Source organism: Streptomyces thermoalcalitolerans (genome assembly GCF_039525155.1).
Classification (GTDB): domain Bacteria; phylum Actinomycetota; class Actinomycetes; order Streptomycetales; family Streptomycetaceae; genus Streptomyces; species Streptomyces thermovulgaris.
Map to the genome: position 1 here is coordinate 1 of NZ_BAAAHG010000018.1, position 25,062 is coordinate 25,062.

Annotated in this window: 17 protein-coding genes; 1 reads left to right on the forward strand and 16 read right to left on the reverse strand. The window is 71.9% G+C overall.

The window, feature by feature from the left end; all coding sequences use genetic code 11:
* Positions 1-100: 100 nt before the first annotated feature.
* The 4 genes from ABD224_RS13180 to ABD224_RS13195 all read right to left on the reverse strand — a co-directional run bounded on the left by ABD224_RS13180 (position 101) and on the right by ABD224_RS13195 (position 6,205).
* Complete coding sequence (locus ABD224_RS13180) at positions 101-2,050, reverse strand: AfsR/SARP family transcriptional regulator (protein WP_344049682.1); 1,950 nt, start codon at positions 2,048-2,050, stop codon at positions 101-103.
* A 654-nt stretch (positions 2,051-2,704) separates the two neighbouring features.
* The gene (locus tag ABD224_RS13185) at positions 2,705-4,234 is read right to left on the reverse strand and encodes an FAD-binding oxidoreductase (RefSeq protein ID WP_344049683.1); all 1,530 of its coding nucleotides are present in this window, start codon (positions 4,232-4,234) and stop codon (positions 2,705-2,707) included.
* Between the two features lie 223 nt (positions 4,235-4,457).
* Positions 4,458-5,660: an MFS transporter gene (locus tag ABD224_RS13190; protein WP_344049684.1), complete on the reverse strand. Its 1,203-nt coding sequence runs from the start codon at positions 5,658-5,660 to the stop codon at positions 4,458-4,460.
* Between the two features lie 92 nt (positions 5,661-5,752).
* Positions 5,753-6,205 (reverse strand): carboxymuconolactone decarboxylase family protein, encoded by a 453-nt coding sequence (locus tag ABD224_RS13195; RefSeq protein WP_236561006.1) that lies wholly within the window; start codon positions 6,203-6,205, stop codon positions 5,753-5,755.
* A gap of 46 nt (positions 6,206-6,251) precedes the next feature.
* Between ABD224_RS13195 and pdxR the strand changes: the two genes are divergently transcribed.
* Positions 6,252-7,754, forward strand: coding sequence for a MocR-like pyridoxine biosynthesis transcription factor PdxR (pdxR, locus tag ABD224_RS13200; RefSeq protein ID WP_344049685.1), 1,503 nt, complete (start codon positions 6,252-6,254; stop codon positions 7,752-7,754).
* 174 nt (positions 7,755-7,928) lie between these two features.
* Here the strand turns inward: pdxR and ABD224_RS13205 are convergent, their stop codons facing one another.
* The 12 genes from ABD224_RS13205 to ABD224_RS13260 all read right to left on the reverse strand — a co-directional run bounded on the left by ABD224_RS13205 (position 7,929) and on the right by ABD224_RS13260 (position 25,024).
* Positions 7,929-9,494 carry an FAD-dependent monooxygenase gene (locus ABD224_RS13205; RefSeq protein WP_344049686.1) on the reverse strand — a complete coding sequence of 522 codons (1,566 nt, stop codon included), beginning with the start codon at positions 9,492-9,494 and terminating at the stop codon, positions 7,929-7,931.
* Between the two features lie 43 nt (positions 9,495-9,537).
* Positions 9,538-11,115, reverse strand: coding sequence for a class I adenylate-forming enzyme family protein (locus tag ABD224_RS13210; RefSeq protein ID WP_344049687.1), 1,578 nt, complete (start codon positions 11,113-11,115; stop codon positions 9,538-9,540).
* A gap of 59 nt (positions 11,116-11,174) precedes the next feature.
* Complete coding sequence (locus ABD224_RS13215) at positions 11,175-13,169, reverse strand: anthranilate synthase family protein (RefSeq protein WP_344049688.1); 1,995 nt, start codon at positions 13,167-13,169, stop codon at positions 11,175-11,177.
* The gene (locus ABD224_RS13220) at positions 13,166-13,789 is read right to left on the reverse strand and encodes an isochorismatase family protein (RefSeq protein WP_344049689.1); all 624 of its coding nucleotides are present in this window, start codon (positions 13,787-13,789) and stop codon (positions 13,166-13,168) included. Before ABD224_RS13220 ends, ABD224_RS13215 begins: the two co-directional genes overlap by 4 nt.
* A 53-nt stretch (positions 13,790-13,842) precedes the next feature.
* Positions 13,843-14,613, reverse strand: coding sequence for a 2,3-dihydro-2,3-dihydroxybenzoate dehydrogenase (locus ABD224_RS13225; protein ID WP_344049690.1), 771 nt, complete (start codon positions 14,611-14,613; stop codon positions 13,843-13,845).
* A gap of 81 nt (positions 14,614-14,694) precedes the next feature.
* Positions 14,695-15,876: a 3-deoxy-7-phosphoheptulonate synthase gene (locus tag ABD224_RS13230; protein WP_344049780.1), complete on the reverse strand. Its 1,182-nt coding sequence runs from the start codon at positions 15,874-15,876 to the stop codon at positions 14,695-14,697.
* A 231-nt stretch (positions 15,877-16,107) separates the two neighbouring features.
* Positions 16,108-16,737: an NAD(P)H-dependent oxidoreductase gene (locus ABD224_RS13235; RefSeq protein ID WP_344049691.1), complete on the reverse strand. Its 630-nt coding sequence runs from the start codon at positions 16,735-16,737 to the stop codon at positions 16,108-16,110.
* A gap of 310 nt (positions 16,738-17,047) precedes the next feature.
* Positions 17,048-18,241, reverse strand: coding sequence for an IS701 family transposase (locus ABD224_RS13240; protein ID WP_344049692.1), 1,194 nt, complete (start codon positions 18,239-18,241; stop codon positions 17,048-17,050).
* 542 nt (positions 18,242-18,783) lie between these two features.
* Positions 18,784-20,004: an NAD(P)/FAD-dependent oxidoreductase gene (locus tag ABD224_RS13245; RefSeq protein WP_344049693.1), complete on the reverse strand. Its 1,221-nt coding sequence runs from the start codon at positions 20,002-20,004 to the stop codon at positions 18,784-18,786.
* A gap of 142 nt (positions 20,005-20,146) precedes the next feature.
* The gene (locus ABD224_RS13250) at positions 20,147-21,511 is read right to left on the reverse strand and encodes an FAD-dependent oxidoreductase (RefSeq protein ID WP_344049694.1); all 1,365 of its coding nucleotides are present in this window, start codon (positions 21,509-21,511) and stop codon (positions 20,147-20,149) included.
* Positions 21,508-23,652 carry a molybdopterin oxidoreductase family protein gene (locus ABD224_RS13255; RefSeq protein ID WP_344049695.1) on the reverse strand — a complete coding sequence of 715 codons (2,145 nt, stop codon included), beginning with the start codon at positions 23,650-23,652 and terminating at the stop codon, positions 21,508-21,510. Before ABD224_RS13255 ends, ABD224_RS13250 begins: the two co-directional genes overlap by 4 nt.
* Positions 23,642-25,024 carry a nitrate/nitrite transporter gene (locus ABD224_RS13260; protein WP_344049696.1) on the reverse strand — a complete coding sequence of 461 codons (1,383 nt, stop codon included), beginning with the start codon at positions 25,022-25,024 and terminating at the stop codon, positions 23,642-23,644. The genes ABD224_RS13255 and ABD224_RS13260 overlap by 11 nt, the downstream gene beginning before the upstream one ends.
* Between the last annotated feature and the right edge of the window lie 38 nt (positions 25,025-25,062).

Sequence of the window (25,062 nt, forward strand, 5' to 3'; positions counted from 1 at the left end):
ACCCCGGCCGGAAGCCCCTCCAGCGTGGCCACGAGTGCCGGTCCGTGGGACTCCCCCGCGGTCAACCAACGCAACCTGCTCACCCAAACTCCTCAGTCGTTCACTTGCCCGACAGGACAGGAAGTGCGCACGAGGGCGACTGAAACGGCCCGGGACCGGTCCACCCGATCCAGGGCCGGTCCACCGGCACTTTGTTCTCCAGCCAGTGCGAGCCCCGTGCCACCGGGCACTGGCACGGCCGCGCGGCGACCGGGCACGCGTCGCCGCTGATCACCACGTTCCGTGTGAAGGGTTCGCGTGTGTGCTCCCCGCGCGCGAAGGCGAGACGCAGCAGGGGCGAGACGCGCAGCAGGTGCTGGCCGTTGCGCACCACCGGCTTGAGAACGTGGAACGCCGCCAGCAGCTCCACCGAGCGTTCGACGAACGGCACCGGCCGGCGCAGGGCGTGGGCGAGTTGTGCCACGGTGACCTCGGTGCGCCCAGCCCTGCTGACCTCGGCCAGCACCTCTTTGGCCTCGCGGGGCAGCCGGTCGGCGGAGGCGACGAGATAGTCGCGGACATCCAGGTGCGGGCCGCTCAGTTCCTCCAGGCGGTGCTGTTCGTCGTCCAGCCGGGCCGCGAAGTCCGCGATGCTGCGGCCGGGCCAGGCGGCGATCCGGCTTCCGATCGCATGGATGGCGAGTGGTATGCCCTCGCACCTGGCGACGATGGCCGCTGTCGCCGCGGGCTCCCGTGCCGTTCGGTCCCCGCCGACCACCTGCGCCAGCAGTCGGCTTCCATCGGCTTCCGGCATCGGCCCCACCTCGATGGGGGTCACCGCTCCCGGCAGTCCGGTCATACGGCGGCGCGAGGTGATGATCACCGTGTTGCCCGCACCCGCCGGCAGCAGGGGCAGGACCTGATCCCTGTCGGCGGCGTCGTCCAGCAGCAGGAGGAAGCGCCGGCCGGCCGCCCAGCCCCGGAACGTGTGGGAGAGGTCGTCGGTCCGCTCCGGCAGGGAGCGCCTGTCGTACCCGACGGCGGCCAGCAGCCCTTTGAGGGCCTCGGCCGGATGCTGCGGCGTCCCGTCCTCCAGGTGGAGGCTCGCCTTGAGCTGTCCGTCGGGAAAGTCGCTCCGCAGCCGGTGCGCCATCTGGAGCGCGATCTGGGTCTTTCCCATGCCCGGCCCCCCGGTCACCGTCACGATCCGCACCTCCGGGACGGCGCCGGGTTCCTTCACGGCACGTTCGATCCGGCTCAGCTCGTCCTGACGTCCGACGAAGTCGCCAATGGCCGGGGGAAGCTGGAACGGTGCGCCCGTGCCGCCGGTCCGTGACGGCGTGTGCGGCCGGTCGTCCCGGCCGGCCAGCACCCTGTTCTGGAGTTCCCGCAGGCGTGCCGAGGGCTCGAGCCCCAGCTGCTCGGCCATGGCCCTGCGCAGCCGGCTGTACGCGGCCAGGGCCTCGCCCCGCTGTCCGCAGCGTTTCGCCGCCGTCATCAACTGGGCGCAGAACTCCTCGTGCAGGGGGTACTGATAGGTCAGGTCCCTGATTTCCTCCAGAAGCGACTGGTCCTCGCCCAAGGCGAGGTCCGCTGCGATGCGCTGTTCCAGCGCCTGTATCCTGAGGTCCTCCAGCCGTGCGACCTGGGCGGCCAGAACGGCCCCGACCCCGACGTCCTCCAGTGGCTCACCACGCCACAGCTCCAGGCTCCGGCGTAACAACGCCGCGCCTTCGCCCGCCCGGCCGCGTGCGAGGGCCTCCCGCCCCTCGCGCACCAGGGTCTGGAAGTCCTTCACATCCAGCCGGCAGTTGTGCAGCAGAAGGCGGTAGCCGTGCGGATGGGTCTCCACCAGGTCCTGGTTCTGGCCGGAGCTCTCGTCGCCGCTCAGGACCTTGCGCAGTTGGTAGATGTATGTCTGGACGGTCTTGCGTGCCCGCGCGGGCGGCCGTTCGCCCCATAACTCGTCGATCAGCAGCTCTGTGGGGACGACGCGGTCCGCGTGCGTCAGCAGCAGTGCGAGAACCCGGCGGGCCATGGGCGCGCTGGGCGTCCGCAGCTCACCGTTCACGCGTATTTCCATCGGTCCGAGAAGGGCAAAGTGCAGCATTCCGACGTCCTTACCTGTATTGGCTCCGGCCCATGACGAACAGTCCGCTGTGGACCCGCGTCAGGTCGGTTCGTCCCGGCGTCAGAGTTGCGTCCGGCGCGGGGCCATGACCTACGCACCGGGCACCGGGAAATGTCCCGACGGTCCCCCTCTGCAGCCGCGGACCGGTACAGCGGCTGCCCCGCGCGCACATGGGTTGCTGTGACGTCTGTCGGCGCGTGCCGTGGGCGCGGTGCCCCTTTTCGGGTCCCGCCTCATGCGGGCGTGCGGGACAGCACCCCTGCACACACGAGTCACTCGGTCTCTCCCCGGTCTGCGTGGCCACACGTGCCGTGATGCGCCGATGATCTGACAGCATCTTCGTGCACGGGGACCTCCGCATGATCACGAATACGTCGAGTGGCTGGAATGGCACACTGAGTGGCCGGAATGGTTATCTCTCACTCACCGCCGGTGCGTCAACGCACCGGGCATGGAGCCGCCGGCCGCCCTTCGGGGAGCCCCGGTTCACATCCGGCCGCCGACGACGGCGTGCCCCACCCGGTCGGCATCGGCTCCCGCCGGCGGGCCCACCCACGATCCGGTGGATGAGCCCGCGGCCTTGTGTCCCGGGGGTCAGCCCTCGCTGCGGATCGACAGGGTGTGGCGGAAGACGTTGCGCGGATCCCATGCGGCCTTGATCTCACGCAGACGTGCGATGTTGCCCTTGTAGTACAGCTCTTCCCAGGGGACGCCCGAGGTGTTCCACTCGGGGTCGGCCATGTCGGTGTCCGGGAAGTTGATGTAGCAGCCGTCGTTTTCCTCTCCCGGTACCGGAACGCCGCCGGTCTTGGCGTACAGGTCACGGAAGAGCCTGCGCATCCAGTCGATGTTGGTCTCGTCGAGCTTCGCGTCCTGCCAGGTGTTCATGAAGAACGCCTGGATGACGGAGTCCCGCTGGGCGGATGCGGTGGCGTCGCCGGCCACCGTGTTGACACGGCCGCCGTAGGACTGCAGCGAGACCAGGCTGCTGTCGTTGCTGTGGTCCGTGCTGTCGAGGTAGTCGTAGAGCGTGTCGATCTGGTCGTCGGAGTAACCGCGGCGCAGGAACGCCGACTTGACCTTCTGCCGGCCGATCTCCGCGTCCTGGGCCTGGGCGAGGGCCTTCTTGGCCTCGAGCCAGGGCACGACCTCGGTGGGCAGGACGGTCGGGAAGTCACCGAGCCCGGCGGTGAGTTCGGAGACGTAGTCGCTCATCAGCCTGTCGGCGTCCGGGCGGGTGGCGTCCACGTGGGCGAAGGCCACGGCCCCCATGCCGGGGTCGCCCTCACGCGGCCTGCCGAACAGGACGAGGCCGGAGAAGAGAGCGGTGTAAGGGGAGTCCGGTGCGCTGTTGTTCTCGTGCCAGCGGCCGAAGTTGCCGACCAGGGTGCGCAGGGCCGTCCGGCTCAGGGACTCCCGGTTGAACAGGACGGTGCCCGTCAGGACGGAGGCCGGGGGCCGGGGCAGGGCCTCGCGGGGATCGTCCCCCGTGGCGTCCGGGGAGCGGAACCAGTAGCGGGTGACGACGCCGAAGTTGCCGCCGCCGCCACCGGTGTGGGCCCACCACAGGTCGTGGTGCGGGTCCGCGGGGTCGCGGGTGGCCACGACCGTACGGACGTCGCCGGAGGCGTCGACCACGACGACCTCCACGGCCAGCAGATGGTCGGCCGCGAGGCCCGCGCTGCGGCACAGGGAGCCGAAGCCGCCGCCGGCCACGTGACCGCCGACTCCGACGGTCGCGCTGTCGCCCGCCGGGAGGACCACGCCCCAGCGTTCGTACAGGGTCCGGTACAGATCCGCCATCCGGACACCGGGTTCGACGGCGAACGCCTTGCGCTCGGGGTCGAAGGACACCTCGCGCATCTCGCCCAGGTCGATGACCACCTGCACGGCCGGGTCGCCGACCACGTTCTCGTATCCGTGTCCGCCGCTGCGTACGGCGATCCTCTTTCCGTCCCGGACCGCCTCGCGCACCGCGTTCACGACCTGCTCGGCGCTGGTGACGACGTGGAACGCCTCCGGCTCGGCGGTGAAGCGCTTGTTGACACCCCGTACGGACAGGTCCTGATAGGCGTCGTCGCCGACGCGGATCACGCCCACGGAGGGGCTGGTGTTCTCGGTCATGACGTTCCTTGTCTCGTGGTTGGAGGACGCCGGCGCGGTTCGACGGGCACGGGCGTCCGCGGAGTTCATGAAGGGACGTGGGGTCCGTGCAAGAACGGGGAGGGAAAGGGAGGAGAAGGAGAGAAGAGAGAGTGGGGAAGGGGGGAGAGAAACCCGTCCCCCGTGCGGGGGACTTGAACGGGGGACGGGTGGTCTTGGAGGTGGCGGCGGCCGTCCGCCCGCCTCAGTCGGTGGAGGCGGGCGCGGTGCGGCGGGCTCCGCCCACCACGAGCAGCGTCAGGATGGCGAGGAGGGCGCCGATCCACAGCACGCTCGTGGTGGTGATGCCGTCGACGGCGAAGCCGCCGAAGAGCGCGCCGAGCGCGATGGACAGGTTGAAGGTGGAGACGTACAGCGAGGAGGCGGCCTCGGTGGTGTCCGGTGCGGCGTCGAGAATCCAGGTCTGGAAGGTGACGGGCACCGCGCCGTAGCCCAGGCCCCACAGGATCAGGATGGCACCCGCGGTGACGACGTTCGTGTCGACGACCGCGAGCAGCACCATGGCCCCGGTGAGGACCACGGAGATGCCCGCGACGGTCTGCCGCAGCCGTTTGGCGACGAGCGCTCCGGCGATGAAGTTGCCGCAGATGCCGGCGACTCCGAACGTCAGCAGCAGCGCGCCGATCAGGTTGTCGTCGATGCCGTCCTCCTGGAGGATCGGCCGGACGAACGTGTAGGCCAGGAAGTGGCCGGTGATGACCAGGAAGGTGATGGCGATCCCGGCCCGCACTCCCGCGTTGCCCTTGAAGACCCGCGGCAGCTCCGCGAAGGTGATGGTCTGCTGGGCCGGCACCTTCGGCATCAGGAAGAGCATGCAGGTCAGGGAGGTCAGTCCGAGGATGCCCACGGCGGCGAACGCCGTGCGCCAGCCGCTGAGGTCGCCGATGAACGTCCCGGTGGGGACGCCCAGGACGGACGCGGTCTCCACACCTCCGAAGATGACGGCGGTGGCCCGGGGCACGTGCTTCTCCGGCACCAGGCGCAGCGCGATGCCGCCGGCGATGGACCAGAAGCCGCCGACGCTGATGCCGATCAGGAAGCGGGCGACCAGGACGATGGCGAAGCTGGTGGCGAAGGCGGAGGCCAGGTTGGCCGCGCCCACCAGTCCGATCAGGACCGCCAGCACGATCCGGCGGTCGATGCGGCCGGTGGCCACGGTGACCAGGGGCGCCGAGACGGTGGCGACCAGGCCGGGAACGGTCACCATCAGTCCCGCGGTGCCCTCGGAGACGTCCAGGGCGGAGCCGACCGGGGTGAGCAGGCCCACGGGCAGCAGCTCGGAGGTCATCAGGGAGAAGATGCCCAGGGTCACCGCCAGGACGGCGAGCCAGCCCTTGACGGGCGAGCGGCCGGCGGGAGCGGACACCGGTGTGTCAACGGTGGTCACGGCTTCATCAGCCCTTCGGCAGGAAGAGGGTCATGGCATGCCACGGGCGGTGGCCTCGGTGGATCGGCCACCGCCCGTGGGGAGACGGTCGGTCACTCGGTACCGGGCGTCTTGCGCGTGGTGACGTTCATGCGGTTCCACACGTTGACCGTGAAGATCAACGCGATGAGCTGGGCGAGCTCCTTCTCGTCGAAGTGCTTCGCGGCCTCGTTGTAGACCTCGTCCGACACCCCCTGGGGCAGGAGGGTGACGGCCTCGGTCAGCGCCAGGGCGGCCCGCTCCTTCTCGGTGTAGAGGCTCGACTCCTCCCAGGCGGAGAGCTGGTAGATGCGCTCCTCCGTCTCCCCGGCCTTGCGGGCGTCGGAGGTGTGGTAGTCGATGCAGTACGCGCAGTGGTTGATCTGGGAGGCGCGGATCTGCACCAGCTCCAGCAGGACGGGGTCGAGCCCCTCGCGGGCGGCGGCGTCGAGGGCGAGAACCGCCTTGAAGACCTTGGGGGCGACGGCGGAGAAGTTCATGCGCTGGGGTACCTGAAACGCTGTCATGCCATGACCCTAAGCGCGAAAACGACCCACGCTATGGTGCATTCTCATGGCAAAAACATGGGCCAATCATTCGGAGTCCTCGTCCTTAGAAATCTCGTCCCTGGACTCCTTCGAAGCCGATTCCGAGCAGGCCACAGGGGCCGATCTCCACCTGGAGCTCTCCGGTGAGGGAAGCCTGCGAAGTCAGCTCATGCACGCCCTTCGGGAGGCCATCAGGTCCGGCCGGCTCGCCCCGGGCACCCAGCTTCCTCCCTACCGCAGCCTCGCCCAGGACCTGGGCATCGCCCGCAACACCGTCGCCGGCGCCTACGCCGAACTCGTCGAGGAGGGCTGGCTCTCGGCCCGCCAGGGCTCCGGCACCCGGGTCGCCCGGCGGGCCGAGCCGCTCCGTCCGGACCAGGCGCGTCCCCCGCAGCGCCGGACCCGCCGCCGCGTGGTGTACGACCTGATGCCCAGCTCCCCCGACGCGGCCGCCTTCCCGCGCACCGCCTGGCTCACCTCCGTCCGCAGGGCCGTCGCCGCCGCCCCCAACGACGCCTTCGGCGTGGGCGATCCACGGGGCAGGGTGGAACTGCGGGAGGCGCTCGCGGAGTACCTGGCGCGGGCACGGGGGGTGCGCACCGAACCCGACCGGATCGTGATCTGCTCCGGCTTCGCGCACGGGCTGCGGCTGCTGGGCAGCGTGCTGCGCGGCACGGTCGCGGTGGAGTCGTACGGGCTGGACTTCCACCGCGACATCCTCGCGGAGATCGGTCTGCGCACCGTCCCGCTGACGGTCGACTCGCACGGGGCCCGGATCGACGAACTGCCCGCCACCGGCGCCGGGACCGTGGTGCTCACGCCGGCGCACCAGTTCCCGACCGGCGGTCCCCTGCACCCGGAGCGCCGGGCGGCGGTCATCGACTGGGCCCGCTCCACGGGCGGGGTGCTGGTGGAGGACGACTACGACGGCGAGTTCCGCTACGACCGGCAGCCGGTCGGCGCGGTGCAGGGCCTCGACCCCGACCGGGTCGTCCACATCGGCTCGACCAGCAAGAGCCTGTCCCCGGCGCTGCGGCTGGGCTGGATGGTGCTGCCCGGATGGCTGGTCGACGACATCATCGCCGCCAAGGGTCCCCGGGAGATGTGGTCGGGCGTCGTCGACCAGCTCACCCTCGCCGACTTCATCGCCCGCGGCGCCTACGACCGGCATCTGCGCCGTATGCGGCAGCACTACCGGCGCCGCCGCGACCTGCTGGCGAGCGTGCTCGCCGAACGCGCCCCGCACATCAAGGTCAGCGGTATCTCGGCGGGACTGCACGCCGTCCTCGAACTGCCGCCGGGCACCGAGGAGATGGCTCTGCGTGCGGCCCGGCGGCAGGGACTGGCCCTCGACGGGCTGCGCCCCTACCGCCACCCCGACAGCACGATGCCGCCGCGCGACGGCCTGGTCATCGGCTACGGCACACCTCCGGACCACGTCTTCACGGCTGCCCTGGACGCCCTGTGCCTGGCGCTGCCCGACCCGCCGGAGGACGAGCCGGTGACACCCGGCCGCCGAAGGAGGTGACGGCGGGGCGGCGGACGGCCCCGTTCCCGCCCGCGGGGCGTCGTACGGGGGGAACGGGGCCGTCGCGCCGGAGCCGGCACAGCACGGTCCGGTGACCGGTCGCCGGCGCCGGCCGGCTCGTCGGGGGGAACACCGGGAAAAGGAGAGAAAAGGAGAGAAAAGGAGGGAGCGGTCTCAGCGGACCCCCGGAACGAGCCCGAAGCCGAGTTCGGCCTCCAGCCGGTCCAGGTCCGCGGCATGGCCGTGGGCGGCGATGTGGCCGTCCGGCCGGATCAGATAGTAGCCGGGACGGGTGCAGAGCCGATGCCCCGCGGCCACGCCCGACGCCGGTCTGAGGACCCGCAGCCGCGGCCACCGGGCGGCGATGTGCCCCACCTCGGCCGTCCACCGGGCGTCCCCGGCGGGAGGCCGCAGCAGCAGCGTCCACACCGTCGGGTCCGCGTCCGGGCCCGCCAGGCCGAGCGCCAGGGCCGCCGTGCGCGGGAACACCGCGCCGGGCGCCGGCGCCCCCGGGATCCGGCCGCGTATGCGGCAGAACCGGCTGGAGGGCTGCTGGGTCCTCCGCTCGGGGGCGTAGGCCAGCCGCCGTCCGGCCATGACCGGCGCGTACAGCCGGGCCGCGGCACCGGAACGGTCCAGCAGGGCGAACGTCCTGTCGCGGACGGCCACGCGTCCCGGTGTGTGCGCGGTCAGGGCACGGGTGTGCAGATCGGTGTCCCGGACGATGCGGCGCGTGGCCTCGGCACGCTCCGTGTGGTAGGTGTCCAGCAGGGAGGCCGGGGAGTGCCCCCGCAGGACGGCGGCCAGCTTCCAGGCGATGTTCTGGGCGTCCTGCAGGCCGTTGTTCATGCCCTGTCCGCCCGCCGGGCTGTGCACATGCGCGGCGTCCCCGGCCAGGAAGACCCGGCCGCGCCGGAAGTCGGTGGCCCGTCGCGCGTGCACCCGGAAGACGGTCTCCCAGACCGGCTCGGTGATCCGCACGCCGCGCGGGCCGCGCGTGTCGATGATCTCCTGCATGACCTCGCGGGACATGGTGCCCCCCTCGGGCATCACCGACAGGAAGCGGAACACCCCCTGGGGCTGGGGCACGACCACCAGGGTTCCGCCGGTGGTCTGGTAGTAGGCGATCTCGTCCGGGGGCAGATGGCCGTCTATGCGCGTGTCTACGAGCGCGAACGCCATCTCGTACGTGGTGCCCTCGAAGCCGATGCCCAGCTGTCCGCGGACCGTGCTGCCGGCGCCGTCGGCGCCGATGACGAAGGGCACGGCGGCCCGCTCCACCGTCCCGTCCTCGTGCTCGAGGACGGCGGTGACCGTGCCCCCGGGTTCGATCCTGCCGGAGTGGTCCACCTCCTCCAGGCACAGCAGCCGCACCCCGCGTTCGATCTTCCCGCCCAGCAGGTGCAGCCGCCCGGTCAGGATCCGTTCCGTCTCGTACTGCGGCAGCTGACGGGCCGCCAGGTCCTCCGTGAAGGTGAGGGACGCGACCGCCCTGCGGTCCGAGAAGTAGCGGAAGGCGTGGATGGGGATCGACGCGCGCCGCACCTCGTCCCCCACGCCCAGGTCCGTGAGGATGTCCCGCACCCGCGGCCACAGCGACAGCGCCTTGGGCACTCCCGCGGGCTCCGTCGCGCGGTCGACGATCCGGACGCGGACTCCGCGGCGCAGCAGCTCGCACGCGGCGAGCAGTCCCGTGGGACCCGCTCCGACGATCAGCACATCGGCATCGCCGGCATTCATCGGGTGTCCTCCTCCCTGTCGCTCCCTGTCGCCGGTCGCGCGGTCAGGACGCCCGGCCCACGGCACGGCGCCGCAGGCGTGCCGCGAGCTCGATCCGCTGCACCTTCATCGTGGCGGTGCGCGGCAGCTCCGTGAGCTTCATCTGGACGGGCTCCGCCAGCTGCGGCCACTCGGTGGTCGCCGCCTTCCAGCGCTCCCGGTCCAGCGGCAGGTCGTCACGGGTGCACAGCACCGGTACGGGCTCCTCGTCCGGCCCGGGGACGACGACCAGCTCGGTCAGCTCGTCCAGCCGGCTGAGGACGGTGTCCTCGATCTCCAGGGTGGAGTGAATGCCCGGGATGGTGTCCACCTCGCGGTCCAGCAGGTGCAGGCAGCCCTCCTCGGTGCGGTAGCCGAGGTCCATGCCGCGCCACCAGCCGCCGTGCACCTGGGCGTCGTAGCGCTCGCGCTCACCGAAGTACCCCAGGGCCCGGCCCGCGGCCTGCACGTCGATGTATCCGGGGTTGTCCCGGGTCACCTCCTTGCCGTTGCGGCTCACCAGCTTGAACTTGGTGTCGCCCGGGAAGGCGTACCCCTGGCAGCGGCCGTCGGCGCCGAGCGCCGTCTCGCGGGTGAAGGCGCGGCCGACCAGCGGGCCGGTCTCGCTCTGCCCGTAGATCTGGTAGAAGATCGGCGAGCTGCGCTCGGTGGCGTGCAGCAGCTTGTGCATGGTGCTCGGGTGGATGGCGTCGAACGTGGTGCTGAAGTACTTCACGTTGGCCAGCGGCTTGAGCGGGTGGTCGACCAGGGCCTCCCACTCCATGAAGGAGTTGGGGTGGGACTCGATGAAGCCCGGCCGGGTCTCGGCCCACAGCCGCGCCGCCTTCTCGGGGGTGGCGTCGTTCATGACGACCATCCGGTTGCCCCGGGGAAGCAGCACAGCCAGCGCCAGCGGCATCCGCGAGTGCACGTAGGACACGTGCAGCGCCACGGTCTCCCGCTCACGGATCATGTCGAAGAGCTTGGCCTGCGGGCGGTAGCGGCCGTGCAGCGTCCGGGCCGAGTGGACCACCAGCTTGGGCAGGCCCGTGGTGCCGGAGGTGTGCGTCATGAGCGCGGGCAGGTCCGGGTGCGGGACGACCGGCTTCTGACGGGGGGCGCCGGCGAGGTCCGCCAGCGACACGGTGCCGGGGCGCGACCCGGCGACGATGATCACTTCGCTGGTGATCCCGTCCAGCGGGGCATCGGCGAACGGACCGTCCAGCTTGGCCGTGTCCGTGATGAGGTACGGGCGGCCCAGCCTCCGCAGCAGTGCGACGACGCTTTCCGCGTCCAGTGCGGGGGAAAGCTGCACCGGGACCGCGCCGATCCGGGAAACGGCACAGGAGAGAATGTTGATGTCGAATCCGTTGGACTTGTGAATGGCGACGTGTTCGCTGCGGCCTATGCCCGCCGCGTGCAAACGGGCCGCCATGTCGTCGATGTGCTCCGCGAGCTGGGCGAAGGTCATGCGCCGCCCGGCCTCCGGGAGCAGGTCCAGATCATGGTCGAGAATGATGAGCTGGTCGCCGTGTTCGGCCGCGGCCCGTTCGGCCACGAGCCCCATGTAGAGCCCCTTGCGACTGGCCTGGACAGGAAGCATAGGTGTAGCCTCTCAGGTCGTTTCCCCGAAACAGCAGTCGATGTGCCCGGCAGCAGTGTTCAGGACGTTTGGACGGGAAAAGAAGAGCGCTTCCGCATATCCGTCACATCGCCGCCGAAGATTTCTTTTCCGTCAGGTTCCGCCGGATTGCCGTCGTTCAGAAAACCGGTCAGCAGTGAGCCGATGATGCGCACCCCGTCCAGGGTGAGAACCGATTCCGGGTGGAACTGGACGGACGCGAAATGCGGACCGCGCAGTGCGTGCACCTCCCCGGTCTCCGCATCGCGGCTCACCTCGACCACTCCGGTGCCCGCGCACTCCTGTTTGGCGTCGGTGCTGCGGGCGGCGAAGGTGTTGTAGAAGCCGACGCGTTCGGTGGAGCCGAACAGGTCGATCCGCCGCTGCGTGCCCTGGTTGGGAACCGTCCGGCGGACGAGCGGGAAGCCCAGCTCCCGCGACAGCACCTGGTGGCTGAGGCAGACGGCGAGGAACGGCCGCCGCTCGTCGAGCAGCCGGCGGACCGCGTCGCGCAGGTGGGCGATCTTGGGGTGTGCGGTGTCGCGCGGGTCGCCCGGCCCCGGCCCCATGACGACCAGGTCGTGCCCGTCGAAGGAGTACGCCTCGTCGAAGCGGCGCACCGTCACCTCCAGGCCCATCGACCGCAGTTGGTGCCCGAGCATCGCGGTGAAGGTGTCCTCGGCGTCCACGACCAGCACCCGCCGCCCGGACAGCGCGCGGTCGGGCCGGAACCGCTCCGACTCGTCGGACAGCCAGAACTCGGCGATCCCGTCGTTGCGGCGGGCCAGCGCCGACCGTACGTCGGGGTGGTCCGCGAACCGTGCGGTCCCGCCCGTGCGCAGGGCGTCGATCAGCCCCGAGGCCTTCGCCCGGGTCTCGGCGACCTCCGACACCGGGTCGGAGTGCCGCACCAGGGTGGCGCCGACGCCGATCCGCACCCGGCCGCCGGCGTCGATGTCGGCGGTGCGGATGAGGATGGCCGAGTCCAGCTCCCGGGCGCCGTGCTCGTCCCGTCCGATGAGCGCGACGACGCCGCTGTAGTAGCCGCGTCCCTCGGGCTCGTAGCGGCTGATGACCCGTGCCGCGCTCTCCAGCGGGCTTCCGGTGACGGTCGGGGCGAACATGGTCTCGCGCAGGATCTCCCGGGGGTCGCGCGTGGTGCGGCCCTCGATGAAGTACTCCGTGTGCGCCAGGCGCGCCATCTCCTTCAGGTGCGGGCCGGTGACCCGCCCGCCGCCGTCGCAGATGCGCGCCATCATCTTGAGTTCCTCGTCGACGACCATGTAGAGCTCGTCGGTCTCCTTGCGGTCCGCGAGGAAGGCCAGCACCTCCGGCAGGGTCGGGCCCGAACCGGGATAGCGGTAGGTGCCGCTGATGGGGTTCATCACGGCCCTGCCCCCGCGGACGCTGATGTGCCGCTCCGGGGTGGCGCCGACGAAGGTGCGGTCACCGGTGTGGACGACGAAGGTCCAGTAGCCGCCCGACTCCCTCTCCAGCAGCCGCCGGAAGAGGGTGAGGGCGCTGCGGGGGCCGTAGTCGGTGATCTCGGCGGTGAACGACCGCTTGATGACGAAGTTGGCGCCCACTCCCTGGCCGATCTCGTCGGCGACGACGCGGCGCACCACGTCCGCGTACGTCTCGTCGTCCACGTCGAACCGGCCGCCGCTCAGCCGGATCGGCCGGTCGCCGATCCGTTCCGTCGCCTCGGCGAGCGGCACGGTGTCCTGGGCGGTCACCGTGAGCGCGATCAGCGGGGAGCCGTCGTCGGGGACGGCGAAGCCCCGCTCGGCGATCTGCCGGTAGGGCATGACGACCAGGGTGTCGTGCCGGCCCGGGGGTCCGGGCGGGGCACCGGCGGCCTCGGGCAGCGGCACGTCGGCGAGGGTCGCCGGCTCGGACACCTCGCCGACCAGGACGTCCAGCACACCGGGGCCGGCGGCCTCGGGCCGGTGCAGCACGGCGAAGGGTCCCGGGCGGGGGGAGAGGATCCTCGCGAGCAGATCGGGGGCCTGCGGCGCCTTTGCGGAGTCGGTCATGCGAAGGTCTCCTTGGCGGTGGTGAGCACGGCGCAGCGCCGTGCGGCGTACCTCAGAGCCATCCAGTGGTCGTCGCGGGAGAAGTCGGCGACGGCGTCGGCGACCAGGAAGGTCTCGATGTCGTGGCTGAAGGACTCGATGGCCGAGGCCAGGACGCCGATGTGCGCGTACACGCCGCAGACGACGAGCTGGTCCCGCCCGTGGGCGCGCATGCGGGAGAGCAGGTCGGTGCGGAAGAAGGCGCTGTAACGCCACTTGGTGAGCATCCAGTCGCCCGGCCGCGGGGCGATCGGCTCGACGATCGCCCGGTCGGCGGGGGCGGCCCGCATGCCCGGCCCCCAGAAGTCCTTCAGCAGACCGCGCTGCGTGTCCGTCATGTCGCCGGGCTGGGCCGTGTAGGCCACCGGGACGCCCAGCTGCGCGCACCGCTCCCGCAGCAGCGTGACGTGGTCCACCAGGGTGGTGCGCAGCATCGTGGGCAGGGGGCTGAGGAAGTAGCGCTGCATGTCGTGGACGAGCAGCACGGCACGCGCCGGGTCGACGGCCCACGGGGCGGTGCTGACGGGCAGTTCGCCGGCCGTGGGCATCGGGTAGGGCTCGATGGTCGGGATACCGGCCATGGCGTCCTCTCGTTGCTCTGGTGTGGTCCTGGCGTGGTCGGGTGGTGCCGCGGTCAGGTGCCCAGGGATGCGCCGCCGTCGACGGTGAGGCTGTGCAGCGTGATGTGGGACGCCTGGCTGGAGAGCAGGAAGGCGACGGCGTCGGCGATGTCGGCGGGCTGGGCGATCCTCCCCAGGGGGATGCCGACCTTGAACTTCTCCGGCAGGCCCTCGATCGTCCTGCGCGGGCCCGAGGCGTCGTTCCACAGGGAGCTGAGCATGGGCGTGTCCGTGGAGCCCGGGGCGACGACGTTGCAGCGGATGCCGTACCGGGCGACCTCCAGGCCGAGGCTCTTGGTGAACATCGTCGCCGCGGCCTTGGAGGCGGCGTAGGCCGCCATCTCCATGCGCGGTGTTCCGGCCGCGTTGGACGCGATGGTGACGACGCTGCCGTGTCCGCGCTGCTTCATGCGCCGTACGACGGCGCGTGACACACGGAAGACGCCGGTGGCGTTGACCGCGAACGTGGCGTTCCAGTCGTCGTCGCTGAGTCCGACGGCCTCACCGAGCCGCAGCACGCCCGCGGCGTTGACCAGGTGCTCCACGGGGCCCAGGACCCGTTCGACCTGCTCCACCGTGCGCTCCACGTCGTCGCTGTCCGTGACGTCCGCGGGGCAGGCGGTGACCTCCAGCCCTTTTGCGGTGAGCCTGCCGACCACCTGGTCGAGCAGGTCCGCGTCACGGTCGACGGCGGCGACGACAACCCCGCGCTCGGCCAGGGCCTGCACCACGGCGCTGCCGATGCCTCCGGCCGCGCCGGTGACCAGGGCGATGGTGTTCTCCATGTCTTCCCGAGCTCCCTCCATACCGTGCGGACAGTGCTGTGCGACCGGTTCCGCCGCTGCGGGCACCGGGGGATTGCGGGACTACGGCTGCCGGCCCCAGGCCGTGACGACGGAGATGGCCTGCCCCGGGTTGAGCCGCGGGTCGCAGAAGGTGGTGTAGGCCGATCCGACGCACTCGACGGCGGAGGGGTCCGAGACGCACTCGGTGACGTCGTCGGGCGTGGTCTCCAGATGGAGTCCCCCGGCGACCCCTCCCGCGGAGGTCACCGCGTGGTGGAAGGCCATGACCTCGCGCTCGACGGTCTCCACGAAGCGGGTCTTGAGACCGCCGTGGACCTTGACGGTGTTGCCGTGCATGGGGTCGGTCAGCCAGATCACGGGGTGTCCCGCCTTGCGGACCGCGGTCACCAGGGGCGGCAGCACATCGGCGACGGCGTCGGCGCCCATGCGGGCGATCAGGGTGAGCCGACCCGGCTCGCGGTGCGGGTCGAGCCGTTCGCACAGGGCGAGCAGTTCGTCGGCCGTGATGCCCGGTCCCACCTTGCTGGCGACCGGGTTGGTCACCTCGGCGAGCAGCGCGACGTGCGCGCCGTCGGCCATCCGGGTGCGTTCCCCGACCCACGGCCAGTGCGTGGACGCCAGCAGCAGCCGGCCGGCCTCGTCGCGGCGCAGCATGGGCACCTCGTAGTCGAGGAGCAGCGCCTCGTGGCTCGTCCACACCAGCGGATCGATGCCCGAGTGGGTGGATCCGCCGGGCTGCCAGCCCAGATGGCCCATCACATCGCGGGCGGCCATGTACCCGGTGAGCAGCCGCAGCGGGTCCGGGCGCCTGCTGTCCGGGTCCGGTTCCGGGCTGTTGACCATGTGGCCGCGGTAGCTGGGCAGTTCGACGCCGTCGACCACCTCGGTCGGCTGCGAGCGGGGCTTGGCGTACTGGCCGGCGATCCGGCCCACCCGCAGCACCGGCTTGCGGGTGATCAGCCGCAGGGCCCCGGCCAGCAGGTCCAGGACGGCGGCCTTGCGGGCGACGTGTCCGGCGGTGCACTCGGCCGGGTCCTCGGCGCAGTCGCCCGCCTGGATCACATGTGCCTCGCCCGCGGCCACCCGGGCCAGCAGCGACGTGAGCCGGCGGACGTCGTCGCCGGTCACCAGCGGGCTGCGGACGGCCAGTTCCTTCCTGGCCAGCTGCACCTGCGCGGAATCCTGCCAGTCCGGCTGATGCGGCGCGGATTTCAGCCGGATGTCGAGCAGGGCGTTCTCCATGAGTTCCTCCGGGAGGATGAGCACGGCCGGCCTCAAGGGGGGCGCCGTGCGAAGGAATGGGGCCTGGAACGGGGCCTGAGAGCTGCCCGTCGGCTCCCGGGAGGAGGGGACGGGCACGGAGGGAACGGGAGGCGGGGCCGTACGACGACGAACGCGGCGGCCGGGGCCGGTCCGGCACCGCACGCACGGCCCGGACCGTCCGCCCGCCGCGCCGGCCCCGCGCGCACCGGATCAGGCGGACTGCAGCCCCCGGCGGAGCGCCGTGGCGATCTCCACGGTGCGGCGGGCCTGGTACTCGATGGCCGCCAGGTTGTCCTCGTCGACATTGCCGGCCTCGTTGCGCGAGACACTGCTCACGCCGTACGGGTTGCCGTTGGTGGGAGCCAGCTGGACCGGGTCGGCCACACCGGGCGGGACGATGATCGCGCCCCAGTGGTAGAAGGCGTTGTTGAGCGCCAGGATCGTGCTCTCCTGGCCGCCGTGCAGCGTCGCGGTGGAGGTGAAGGACGACATCACCTTGTTGACCAGGCCGCGCCGCGAGTGCAGCGGAAGGGTCAGGTCGATGAACTGCTTGAGCGACGCGGCGGGCAGTCCGTAGCGTCCGGGGGTGCCCCAGAGCACCGCGTCGGCCCACTCCAGGTCCTCCAAAGTGGCCTCGGGGATGTCCTTGACGGACTCCAGGTGCTCCGCCCACGCCTTGTTCCACCTGTCGTTGCCCGGGACGACGCTCTCGGAGGTCAGCTCGGCGGTCCTGCGCAGCCGCACCTCGGCGCCCGCTTTCTCGGCCGCCGCGGCGGCCGCGACGGCGAGCTTGTGCACGTTCCCCTGGGACGAGTAGTAGATGACGGCGACATTGGTCATGTCCGGCAGCTCCTCAACACTCGAGCAATCGGCTGGGATGGCCCGATCCTGTCGGCGGCCCGTGCCGCGGCCAACGCCCGACGGATCTATCCGTCAACTGGTCCGATCAGTCCGTCAGGTCCGTCTTCCGGGTTCGTCAGGTCCGGTGCGGAACAGGGCTGCGACCTGATGGAAACCTCTTCGGACCCCTTGTCGTCCGTCGGGCGTCGCGCGGTCGGCCGGACACACCGGCCGACGGTGCCGGGCGAGCGGAGTGCCGGCTGCCGGAGAGGTCAGACGTCGCCGGCCGGCCGGTCCTGCCCGGCGCTCGTCACGCCGTCCGGTCGCTCATCATCACGATGGCGTGGGCGACGGAGGCGAGCGTGGCGTGGCGGTGCCATCCGGCGAACGACCGCCCCGAGAAGTCCCGGATGCCGACCCGGTCGGCGACCTCCGTGAGATCCCGCTCCACCCGGTGGGCGAGAGCGGCCAGCCGGAGCAGTTCGCCGACGCTCAGCGACGTCAGGTCGGTGAGCCACAGTTCCGCGGGCCAGTGACCGTGCTCCGCCACCCCCATCAGCAGCAGTGTGCTGTCGGACCGTTCCCTGCGGCCCACGGCGGAGGACAGCGCGACCCGGATGGTGACCACCGGACCGGGAGCCGGGAACTTCCCGCCCGACTGCCGTACGTGCCAGACCGCCGACATGATCTGCTGGGCCGTCATGCTGACGCCCCGCCGGGGGAACGCCGGCTCCTCCACCGTCAGCCGCAGGGCACCGTCGATCCGCAGCAGCATCGGGGTGTCCGCGGCCCGCAGCCGCCCGACCACCGCGGCCACGTCCGTCTCCCGGACATCCATGACCACCGGCCTGATCGGCAGATGGCACTTCTTGATCAATTCCTGGTAGGCCGTGACCGAGCACTGACCCAGGCTTTCCGGCGCCTCGGTGTCGGGGATGCAGGCCTGACTGCGCTGATGCCGGTCCGCCAGCCACCTGCGGGACAGCTGCAGCCGCCAGTTCAGCGGGCTGCTCCAGTCCGGCGTGGCGGCCCACACACCCGCCGCCTGCTGGGCGTTGACGACCTGTCCGAGTTCCGGCACGAAGCGCCGTTCCACGCCCACGGACGTCTCCCCCGCCTTACGGATGATCAAGGGCTGGACGACGTACGCCTGAGGCTGTGCCACCCGCTCCACGTGCTGCGCCAGGGCCCGGCGCACCGGTGCCCAGTCCCAGGTCGAGTTGACGATGAAGTGATGAAGGCTCTGTTCGGTGGCGTCGCCGCCGAAGAGCGCGGCGATGTTGCGTATGGACTTGCGCCCCTTGGCTTCGAGCAAACCCCGTATATAGGCCATGCCCTTGGTGCGTTGATCGCGGCGGGGCATCGAGGAGAACAGCTGTGGGCCCAGCCTCGAGAGCAGTCCGTCGTGTGTGCGGCCGTGCGGTCGGTGTGCCAGGACGGCCTGCCCCACGCCCTCCCGGATCACCTGGTCGGCATGATCGAGCTGCGAGATCGTGCGTGTCATGCGATTCCCCCTTGGCCGATTACGGCCTTTGTGAGGCCTGTCGGTGCGATGCACGGAAGGGCTCAGAGCAAGAATCCGGCCACCCCCGCCACGCGGAGGCTTGCACGGGACGACCAAGAGGGGGTCAAAGACCGGAAAATACTCAGGCAGGAGGCATGTCGCTCATTCAATCTCCACTGTCATATTCCGGTAGATGGGCCATCCACCGGTGAGGACCGCCATGCCCCGCGGTGGACTGAACTGCCGCGATGGTCCAGTCCTTTACCCGGTTCGGCCGGGGCTCCGCGGGGACGGGAACCGGGACTTCCGCGGGGACACGGGAAACCGATGTCGGGCGTCACGGCATGCACTGTGGTCTCGCCGGTCTCATCAGTCCCGTCGATCTCGTCGGTCTCTTTGACCTTGCCAGTCTCACTGGTCCCGCTGATCTCGCCGGCCCCGCCGAGGGTGGTCGGGTACGGAAACGAGGACACAATTCCCCGACAGGCATGCGGGACCGCGCCCGGTCGGCCGACACGGGGCCAACCGAACGCGGTCCGTCGTCACACGGTCCGAACGACCCCGGCCAGCAGGGTTTCCGGAGGAGCGGTGAGTTCGCGGCCGAGAAGGGCGCGGAGCACCGTGTAACCGCCGGTGTCGCCGGCGAGGACCCCGCCGAGCAGGGTCCGGCCGTCCGGGGCCAGGACCAGCTTGCCGTACGTACCGGCGGCGCGGTCGTCGCGGATGAACTCCATGGCGCCCTCGGTCCTGGCGTGGACGTCGCCGAACCCGGCGACGTCCACGCCGAGGAGCTTGAGCTTCGCCGACATGTCCGCTCCGGGGAAGCCGTCGGACGGAAGGCCCAGCAGCTGACGCGCGACCTCCTCCGCCATGCGGTAGGCGGGCGCGGCGAGGCCGTAGCAGCGGCCGAGCACCGCGGCGCACTCCCCCACGGCCCAGATCCGCTCATCGGCCGTGCGGCAGTGCCGGTCCACCAGGACGCCTCCGCGTTCGGCGCGTTCGAGTCCGGCGGACGCCGCCAGTTCGTCGCGGGGACGCACCCCGGCGGCGAACACCACCACGCGCGCCGGCAGACGCGTACCGTCCGACAGCGTCACCCCGCACACCCGCCGGCCGGGCCCCTCGTCGAGCGAGGCGACACCACGGCCGCAGTGCACGGTCACCCCCAGCGCGCCCACGAGCCGGGCGAGGACCCGGCCGCCGCCCTCGTCGACCTGAAGAGGCATCAAGTGCGGTGCCATCTCGACGACATGCGGTCGCATCCCGAGCAGCCGCAGGGCCTGTGCGGCCTCCAGGCCCAGCAGGCCGCCGCCGATGACGACACCGGGTTCGCCCGGCGCCGCGGCGGCGCGCAGCGCGTCGAGGTCCTCGATCGTGCGGTAGGTGAAGCAGCCGGGAAGCTCACGGCCGGGGACGGGAGGCACGAACGGGCGCGATCCGGTGGCCAGGACGAGCGCGTCGTACCCGAGCACCGTGCCGTCGGCGCACGTCACGGTGCGGGCGGCGCGGTCGACGGAGGTCACCCTGGTGTTCAGCCGCAGATCCACCCGTGGGTCGGTGAGCAGGCGGGGTGCGGGGAGGGTGAGGTCGGCGACGGTTCTGCCGTCGACGTACGAGGACAGCAGAGTGCGGTTGTAGGCGGGCCGCGGTTCCTCCGCCGCGACCACGATCCGCCACCGGCCCGACCGGTCACCGGACCGGATCTCCTCGACGAGCCGGTGGCCGGCCATTCCGTGCCCGACGACGACCAGGACGCGTGCCATACGGCGGTCCTCCCCCACGTTTCCCTGCACGTTTCCCTGCACGTCTCTCTTCGCGCTGCTCTTCACGCCGCTCTTCGCGCTGCGCTTCGGGCTTCTGGGCCTCTCTTCGGGCTTCTTCTCGCACGGCTCCTCGCGCTTCCCCTCACGCCGGTGCGAGTCCTTCGCAGACCTGGCGGACGAGGGCTGCGCAGCTGCCGCAGCCGGTGGTGGCGCGGGTCGCGGCGGCGATCGAGGGAAGGTCCCGTGCCCCGCTCCGCCATGCCTGCTCGAGGCCCTTCTTGGTGACGTTGTTGCACTGGCACACCACTGCCGTGTCCGGGAGTTCCGCCGACTCCGCGTACTCCCCGCCGGTGCCCAGCAGCAGGGCGAGCCGGTCCGCGGGCAGCGGGCGGTCCTCCGCGTACAGCTGGCCGACGGTGGCGACGGCCCGGGGCAGGCGCACCAGGACGCCCGCGTGCACACGCCCGTCGTGCAGCACCAGCCGCCCGTAACGGCCGCGGGCCGGATCGGACAGCACGACCTGCTCGCCGTCGTCCGGGGCGTGCAGGGCACCGGGCGGGCCGACGACGGCGATGTCGAGCCCGGACAGCCGGGGCCGGACGACGTGCCGGGCGGGCCGCAGGCGGCCGTCGCCGCCGGTGAGCGTCCGGGCCAGGGCGTCCGCCTGCTCCCAGGCGGACGCCAGGGTGGCGTGGCAGCCGGGATGCTCGGCGCAGTCGCCCAGGGCGTACACGTCCGGGTCGGAGGTGCGCAGCCGGTCGTCCACGACGACGCCGTGCCGCACGGCCAGTCCGGCGTCGCGGGCGAGCGCGGTGTCGGGCCGGGCGCCGGTGCACAGCAGAAGCGTCCCGGCGGCCAGCGGGCGGCCGTCGTCGAGGACGGCCTTGCCGGGTTCCACGCCGGTGACACGGCGTCCGGTCTCCGGCACCACGCCGGCGTCCCGGAGCGCGGCGGCCAGCAGGGCTCCGGCGCGTTCGTCGAGCAGCCGGTGCATCGGATGGGCGCCGGGGTGGACGAGGGTGACGTGGTGCCCGGCGCGGCCGAGGGCGTAGGCGGTCTCGACGCCGCGCAGTCCGCCGCCGGCCACGACGACGGGCCCCTTGCCGACCGGGCGGGCCTCGGCGAGGGTGCGCGGGACGCGGACGTCGGGAGCGGACCGGCCGCCGGCACCGGTCAGCCGGGGCAGCGCGGCCCGGGAGCCGGTGGCCAGCACCAGGACGTCGTAGGGGTGTTCCGAGCCGTCGTCGCCGCGCACCAGGCGGCGCCGCCGGTCCACCGCGACGGCGCGGGTGCCGGTGCGCACCCGCACTCCCGGCGGGAACGGCGCGAGCGTCAGGTCCCGCGCGCGCAGGGTGCCGTCGAGGGCGGAGACGAGCAGGGCCCGGTTGTAGGCGGGCTCCGGTTCGGCGCCGAGCACGGTGACGGGTCCGCGATGCCCGTGGTGGTGCAGGCGCTGGACCAGGCGGTGGGCGGCGGGGCCGCAGCCGATGACGGTGACCGCGGTCATGTCGTCCGCTCCTGCCAGGGTTCGACGCGTACGGCGCTCACCTTGAACTCGGGCATGCCGCTGACCGGGTCCAGGGCCGGGCCGGTCAGCAGGTTGGCCCGGCCGGCGCCCGGGAAGTGGAACGGCAGGAAGACGGTGTCGGTGCGCAGGGTCCGCACCAGACGCACCCGGGCGATCGTGCTGCCGCGCGCGGAGGTGACCCGGGCCAGGTCTCCCTCGCTCAGGCCGTACCGGGCGGCGGTGTCGGGATGGATCTCGACGTGTGCCTCGGGGGCGGCGTCCATGAGGTCGGGCACGCGGCGGGTCTGGGCCCCGGACTGGTACTGGGCCAGCACCCGGCCCGTCGTGGCGTGGAGGGGGTGGCCGGCACCGGGTGTCTCGGCGGGGTCGCGGTACTCCACCGGGGCGAAGCGCGCCCGGCCGTCGGCGTGGGCGAACCGGTCGAGGAACAGCCGGGGCGTTCCCGGGTGGTCCTCGTCGGGGCAGGGCCAGTGGAGCGCCTCGCCCGCGTCCAGCCGTTCGTAGGTGATGCCGGCGTAGTCGGCACGGCCTCCGCCGGAGGCGCGGCGCAGCTCGTCGAAGACGGCGCGCGGGGAGACGGGGAAACGCTCGGCGGGCTGGCCCATCCGGACCGCGAGGCCGTGCAGCACCTCCAGGTCGGTGCGTACGCCCTCGGGCGGGGCGAGCAGGGCCCGGCGGCGCAGGACACGCCCTTCGAGGTTGGTCATCGTGCCCTCCTCCTCGGCCCACTGGGCCACGGGGAGGACGACATCGGCGAGTTCGGTGGTCTCGGAGGGCACCAGGTCGGCCACCACGAGCAGGTCGAGCGCGGCCAGGCGGCGGGCCACATGGGCGGCGTGAGGGGCGGACACGACCGGGTTGGAGCCCATGAGCAGCAGGGCCCGCGGCCCGTCGGGGGTGCCGAGGGCGTCCAGGAGCCGGTACGCGCTGCGGCCCGGTCCGGGCAGGGAGTCCGGGTCGACGCCCCACACGGCGGCGACATGCGCGCGTGCCTCCGGGTCGGTGATCATGCGGTAGCCGGGGAGCTGGTCGGCCTTCTGGCCGTGTTCGCGGCCGCCCTGGCCGTTGCCCTGGCCGGTGAGGCAGCCGTATCCGCTGCCCATCCGGCCGGGCAGGCCCAGGGCCAGCGCCAGGTTGATGAACGCGGCCGTGGTGTCGGTGCCCTTGCTGTGCTGCTCCACACCGCGGCCGGTGAGGACATAGCGCCGGCCGGCCTCGGCGAGCAGGCGCACGGCCTCACGCTGGTCGGCGACGGGAACGCCGGTGACCTGCTCGACGCGTTCGGGCCACCAGGCGACGGCGTACCGCCACGCGGCGTCGAATCCGGTGGTCCGTGTGTCGAGGTACTCCTTGTCCAGGTGGCCGTCGGTCACGGCGAGGTGCAGCAGGCCCAGGGCGAGCGCCAGGTCGGTGCCGGGGGCGGGCTGGAGGTGCAGCACCGCCTGTTCGGCGGTGCGGGTACGGCGCGGGTCGACGACGACGAGCCGGGGGCGGGCCAGGTGACGCATCAGCGGGGGCATGGTCTCCGCCGGGTTGGCGCCGGCCAGCAGGACGACATCGGCGTCGGCGAGGTCGGTGACGGGGAACGGCAGTCCGCGGTCGACGCCGAACGCCGCGTTCCCGGCCGCCGCGGCCGACGACATGCAGAAGCGCCCGTTGTAGTCGATCTGGCTGGTGCCGAGGGCGACCCGGGCGAACTTCCCCAGGGCGTAGGCCTTTTCATTGGTCAGTCCGCCTCCGCCGAACACCGCGACGGCGTCCGGGCCGTGTTCCTCGCGCAGCCGCGTCAGGCGTGAGGCGACGAGATCCAGGGCCTCGTCCCAGCCGGCCGGGGCGAGTGCGCCGTCGGCCCGGCGCACCAGGGGGGTGCGCAGGCGGTCGGGCACGGTGAGCAGGGCGGGGGCCGTCCAGCCCTTCTGGCACAGCCTGCCCCGGTTCACCGGGAAGTCGGGGGACGGCTCGACCCCGACCGCCCGGCCGTCGTGGTGCAGCCGGGTCCCGCACTGCAGGGCGCAGTAGGCGCAGTGCGTGCTGACGGTGACCGTGGCACCCCGCGTGCGGTCGGCCGCGGCGCCCCCCGTGCGGTCGGCCGTGGCACCCCGCGTGCGGTCAGCGGACATGGGAGGTGCGGGGCCGGGCCGGACGGGGATCGGTGCGCTCGGTGCGGGTGCGGCGCAGATAGACCCTGAGGAGGATCAGCACGCACAGGGCGTAGAAGGCGAGGAAGCAGAGGAAGGCGGGCTCGCCGCTGCCGTCCGCGCCCTGGTACGAGGCGCGGAACGCGAGGTTGATGGCGACGCCGCCGAGCGCGCCGATCGCGCCGGCGATGCCGATGACCGCGCCGGAGACGCGCCGTGCCCGGGCGAAGGCGGGCGGGGCGTCGGCGCCGGAGGTGATGGCGTTCTCCGCCTCCTGGGCGAACACGGCGGGGATCATCTTGTACGCCGAGCCGTTGCCGATGCCGCTGAGGACGAACAGGGCGGTGAAGCCGACGACGAACAGGCCGAAGGAGGCGGCGCGGGAGGCGATCAGCAGGACGACGGTGCCCAGGGCGAGGCCGAGGAAGTTCCACAGGGTGACCCGGGGTCCGCCCCACCGGTCGGCCATTCTGCCGCCGACGGGCCGGGCGAGGGATCCGAGCAGCGGGCCGAGGAAGGTGACGGAGGCGGCCTCCAGGGGGGTGGACCCGAACTCGTTCTGCAGAACGAGACCGAAGGCGAATCCGTAGCCGATGAACGAGCCGAAGGTGCCGATGTACAGGACGGATATCCACCAGGTGTGGCGGCTGGCGGCGGCCTCGCGCAGGGCGCCCGGCTCGGCGCGCACGGCGTCGACGTTGTCCATCCTCAGCGCCGCCAGCAGGGTCACGATCACGATGAGGGGCAGATAGGCGGCGATGACGTACGACGGGTGGGTGTCCCCGGCCGTGGCGATGACCAGCAGGCCGAGCAACTGGATCACGGCGACGCCGAGGTTGCCGCCGCCCGCGTTCACGCCGAGGGCCCAGCCCTGGTGCCGCTGCGGGTAGAAGATGGTGATGTTGGTCATGGAGGAGGCGAAGTTGGCGCCTCCCACGCCGGTCACGGCGCCGATCAGAAGGAACACCCACAGGGGTGTCCCGGGGCGCTGGACGAAGACGAGCGCGAGGGACGTGGGCACGAGCAGGACGGCGGAGGAGAACACCGTCCAGTTGCGGCCGCCGAAGCGGGTCACGGCGTAGCTGTACGGCAGCCGCAGCACCGCGCCGACCAGGGTCGGGGTCACCACCAGCAGGAACTTCTCCTCGGGGGCGAAGCCCAGACCGACCTTCGGCGACATGAACAGCACGAGCACCGACCACAGGCTCCACACGGAGAAGCCGATGTGCTCGGACAGGATGGACATCACCAGATTGCGGCGGGCGATCTTCTTGCCGGTGCTTTCCCAGAAGTCCTCGTTCTCCGGGTCCCAGCCCTCGATCCATCGCCCTGAGGCGGGCAGGCGGGTCGTCATGTCTGTAGGGCCTCCTGTGTCGGCGGGGTTGGCTGAGG

Excerpts from the sequence above, each read along its gene's own strand:
- ABD224_RS13185 (WP_344049683.1), bottom strand. The coding sequence starts at position 4,234 with ATGACCGAGAACACCAGCCCCTCCGTGGGCGTGATCCGCGTCGGCGAC.
- ABD224_RS13195 (WP_236561006.1), bottom strand. The coding sequence starts at position 6,205 with ATGACAGCGTTTCAGGTACCCCAGCGCATGAACTTCTCCGCCGTCGCC.
- pdxR (WP_344049685.1), top strand. The coding sequence starts at position 6,252 with ATGGCAAAAACATGGGCCAATCATTCGGAGTCCTCGTCCTTAGAAATC.
- ABD224_RS13205 (WP_344049686.1), bottom strand. The coding sequence starts at position 9,494 with ATGAATGCCGGCGATGCCGATGTGCTGATCGTCGGAGCGGGTCCCACG.
- ABD224_RS13210 (WP_344049687.1), bottom strand. The coding sequence starts at position 11,115 with ATGCTTCCTGTCCAGGCCAGTCGCAAGGGGCTCTACATGGGGCTCGTG.
- ABD224_RS13215 (WP_344049688.1), bottom strand. The coding sequence starts at position 13,169 with ATGACCGACTCCGCAAAGGCGCCGCAGGCCCCCGATCTGCTCGCGAGG.
- ABD224_RS13220 (WP_344049689.1), bottom strand. The coding sequence starts at position 13,789 with ATGGCCGGTATCCCGACCATCGAGCCCTACCCGATGCCCACGGCCGGC.
- ABD224_RS13225 (WP_344049690.1), bottom strand. The coding sequence starts at position 14,613 with ATGGAGAACACCATCGCCCTGGTCACCGGCGCGGCCGGAGGCATCGGC.
- ABD224_RS13230 (WP_344049780.1), bottom strand. The coding sequence starts at position 15,876 with ATGGAGAACGCCCTGCTCGACATCCGGCTGAAATCCGCGCCGCATCAG.
- ABD224_RS13235 (WP_344049691.1), bottom strand. The coding sequence starts at position 16,737 with ATGACCAATGTCGCCGTCATCTACTACTCGTCCCAGGGGAACGTGCAC.
- ABD224_RS13240 (WP_344049692.1), bottom strand. The coding sequence starts at position 18,241 with ATGACACGCACGATCTCGCAGCTCGATCATGCCGACCAGGTGATCCGG.
- ABD224_RS13245 (WP_344049693.1), bottom strand. The coding sequence starts at position 20,004 with ATGGCACGCGTCCTGGTCGTCGTCGGGCACGGAATGGCCGGCCACCGG.
- ABD224_RS13250 (WP_344049694.1), bottom strand. The coding sequence starts at position 21,511 with ATGACCGCGGTCACCGTCATCGGCTGCGGCCCCGCCGCCCACCGCCTG.
- ABD224_RS13255 (WP_344049695.1), bottom strand. The coding sequence starts at position 23,652 with ATGTCCGCTGACCGCACGCGGGGTGCCACGGCCGACCGCACGGGGGGC.
- ABD224_RS13260 (WP_344049696.1), bottom strand. The coding sequence starts at position 25,024 with ATGACGACCCGCCTGCCCGCCTCAGGGCGATGGATCGAGGGCTGGGAC.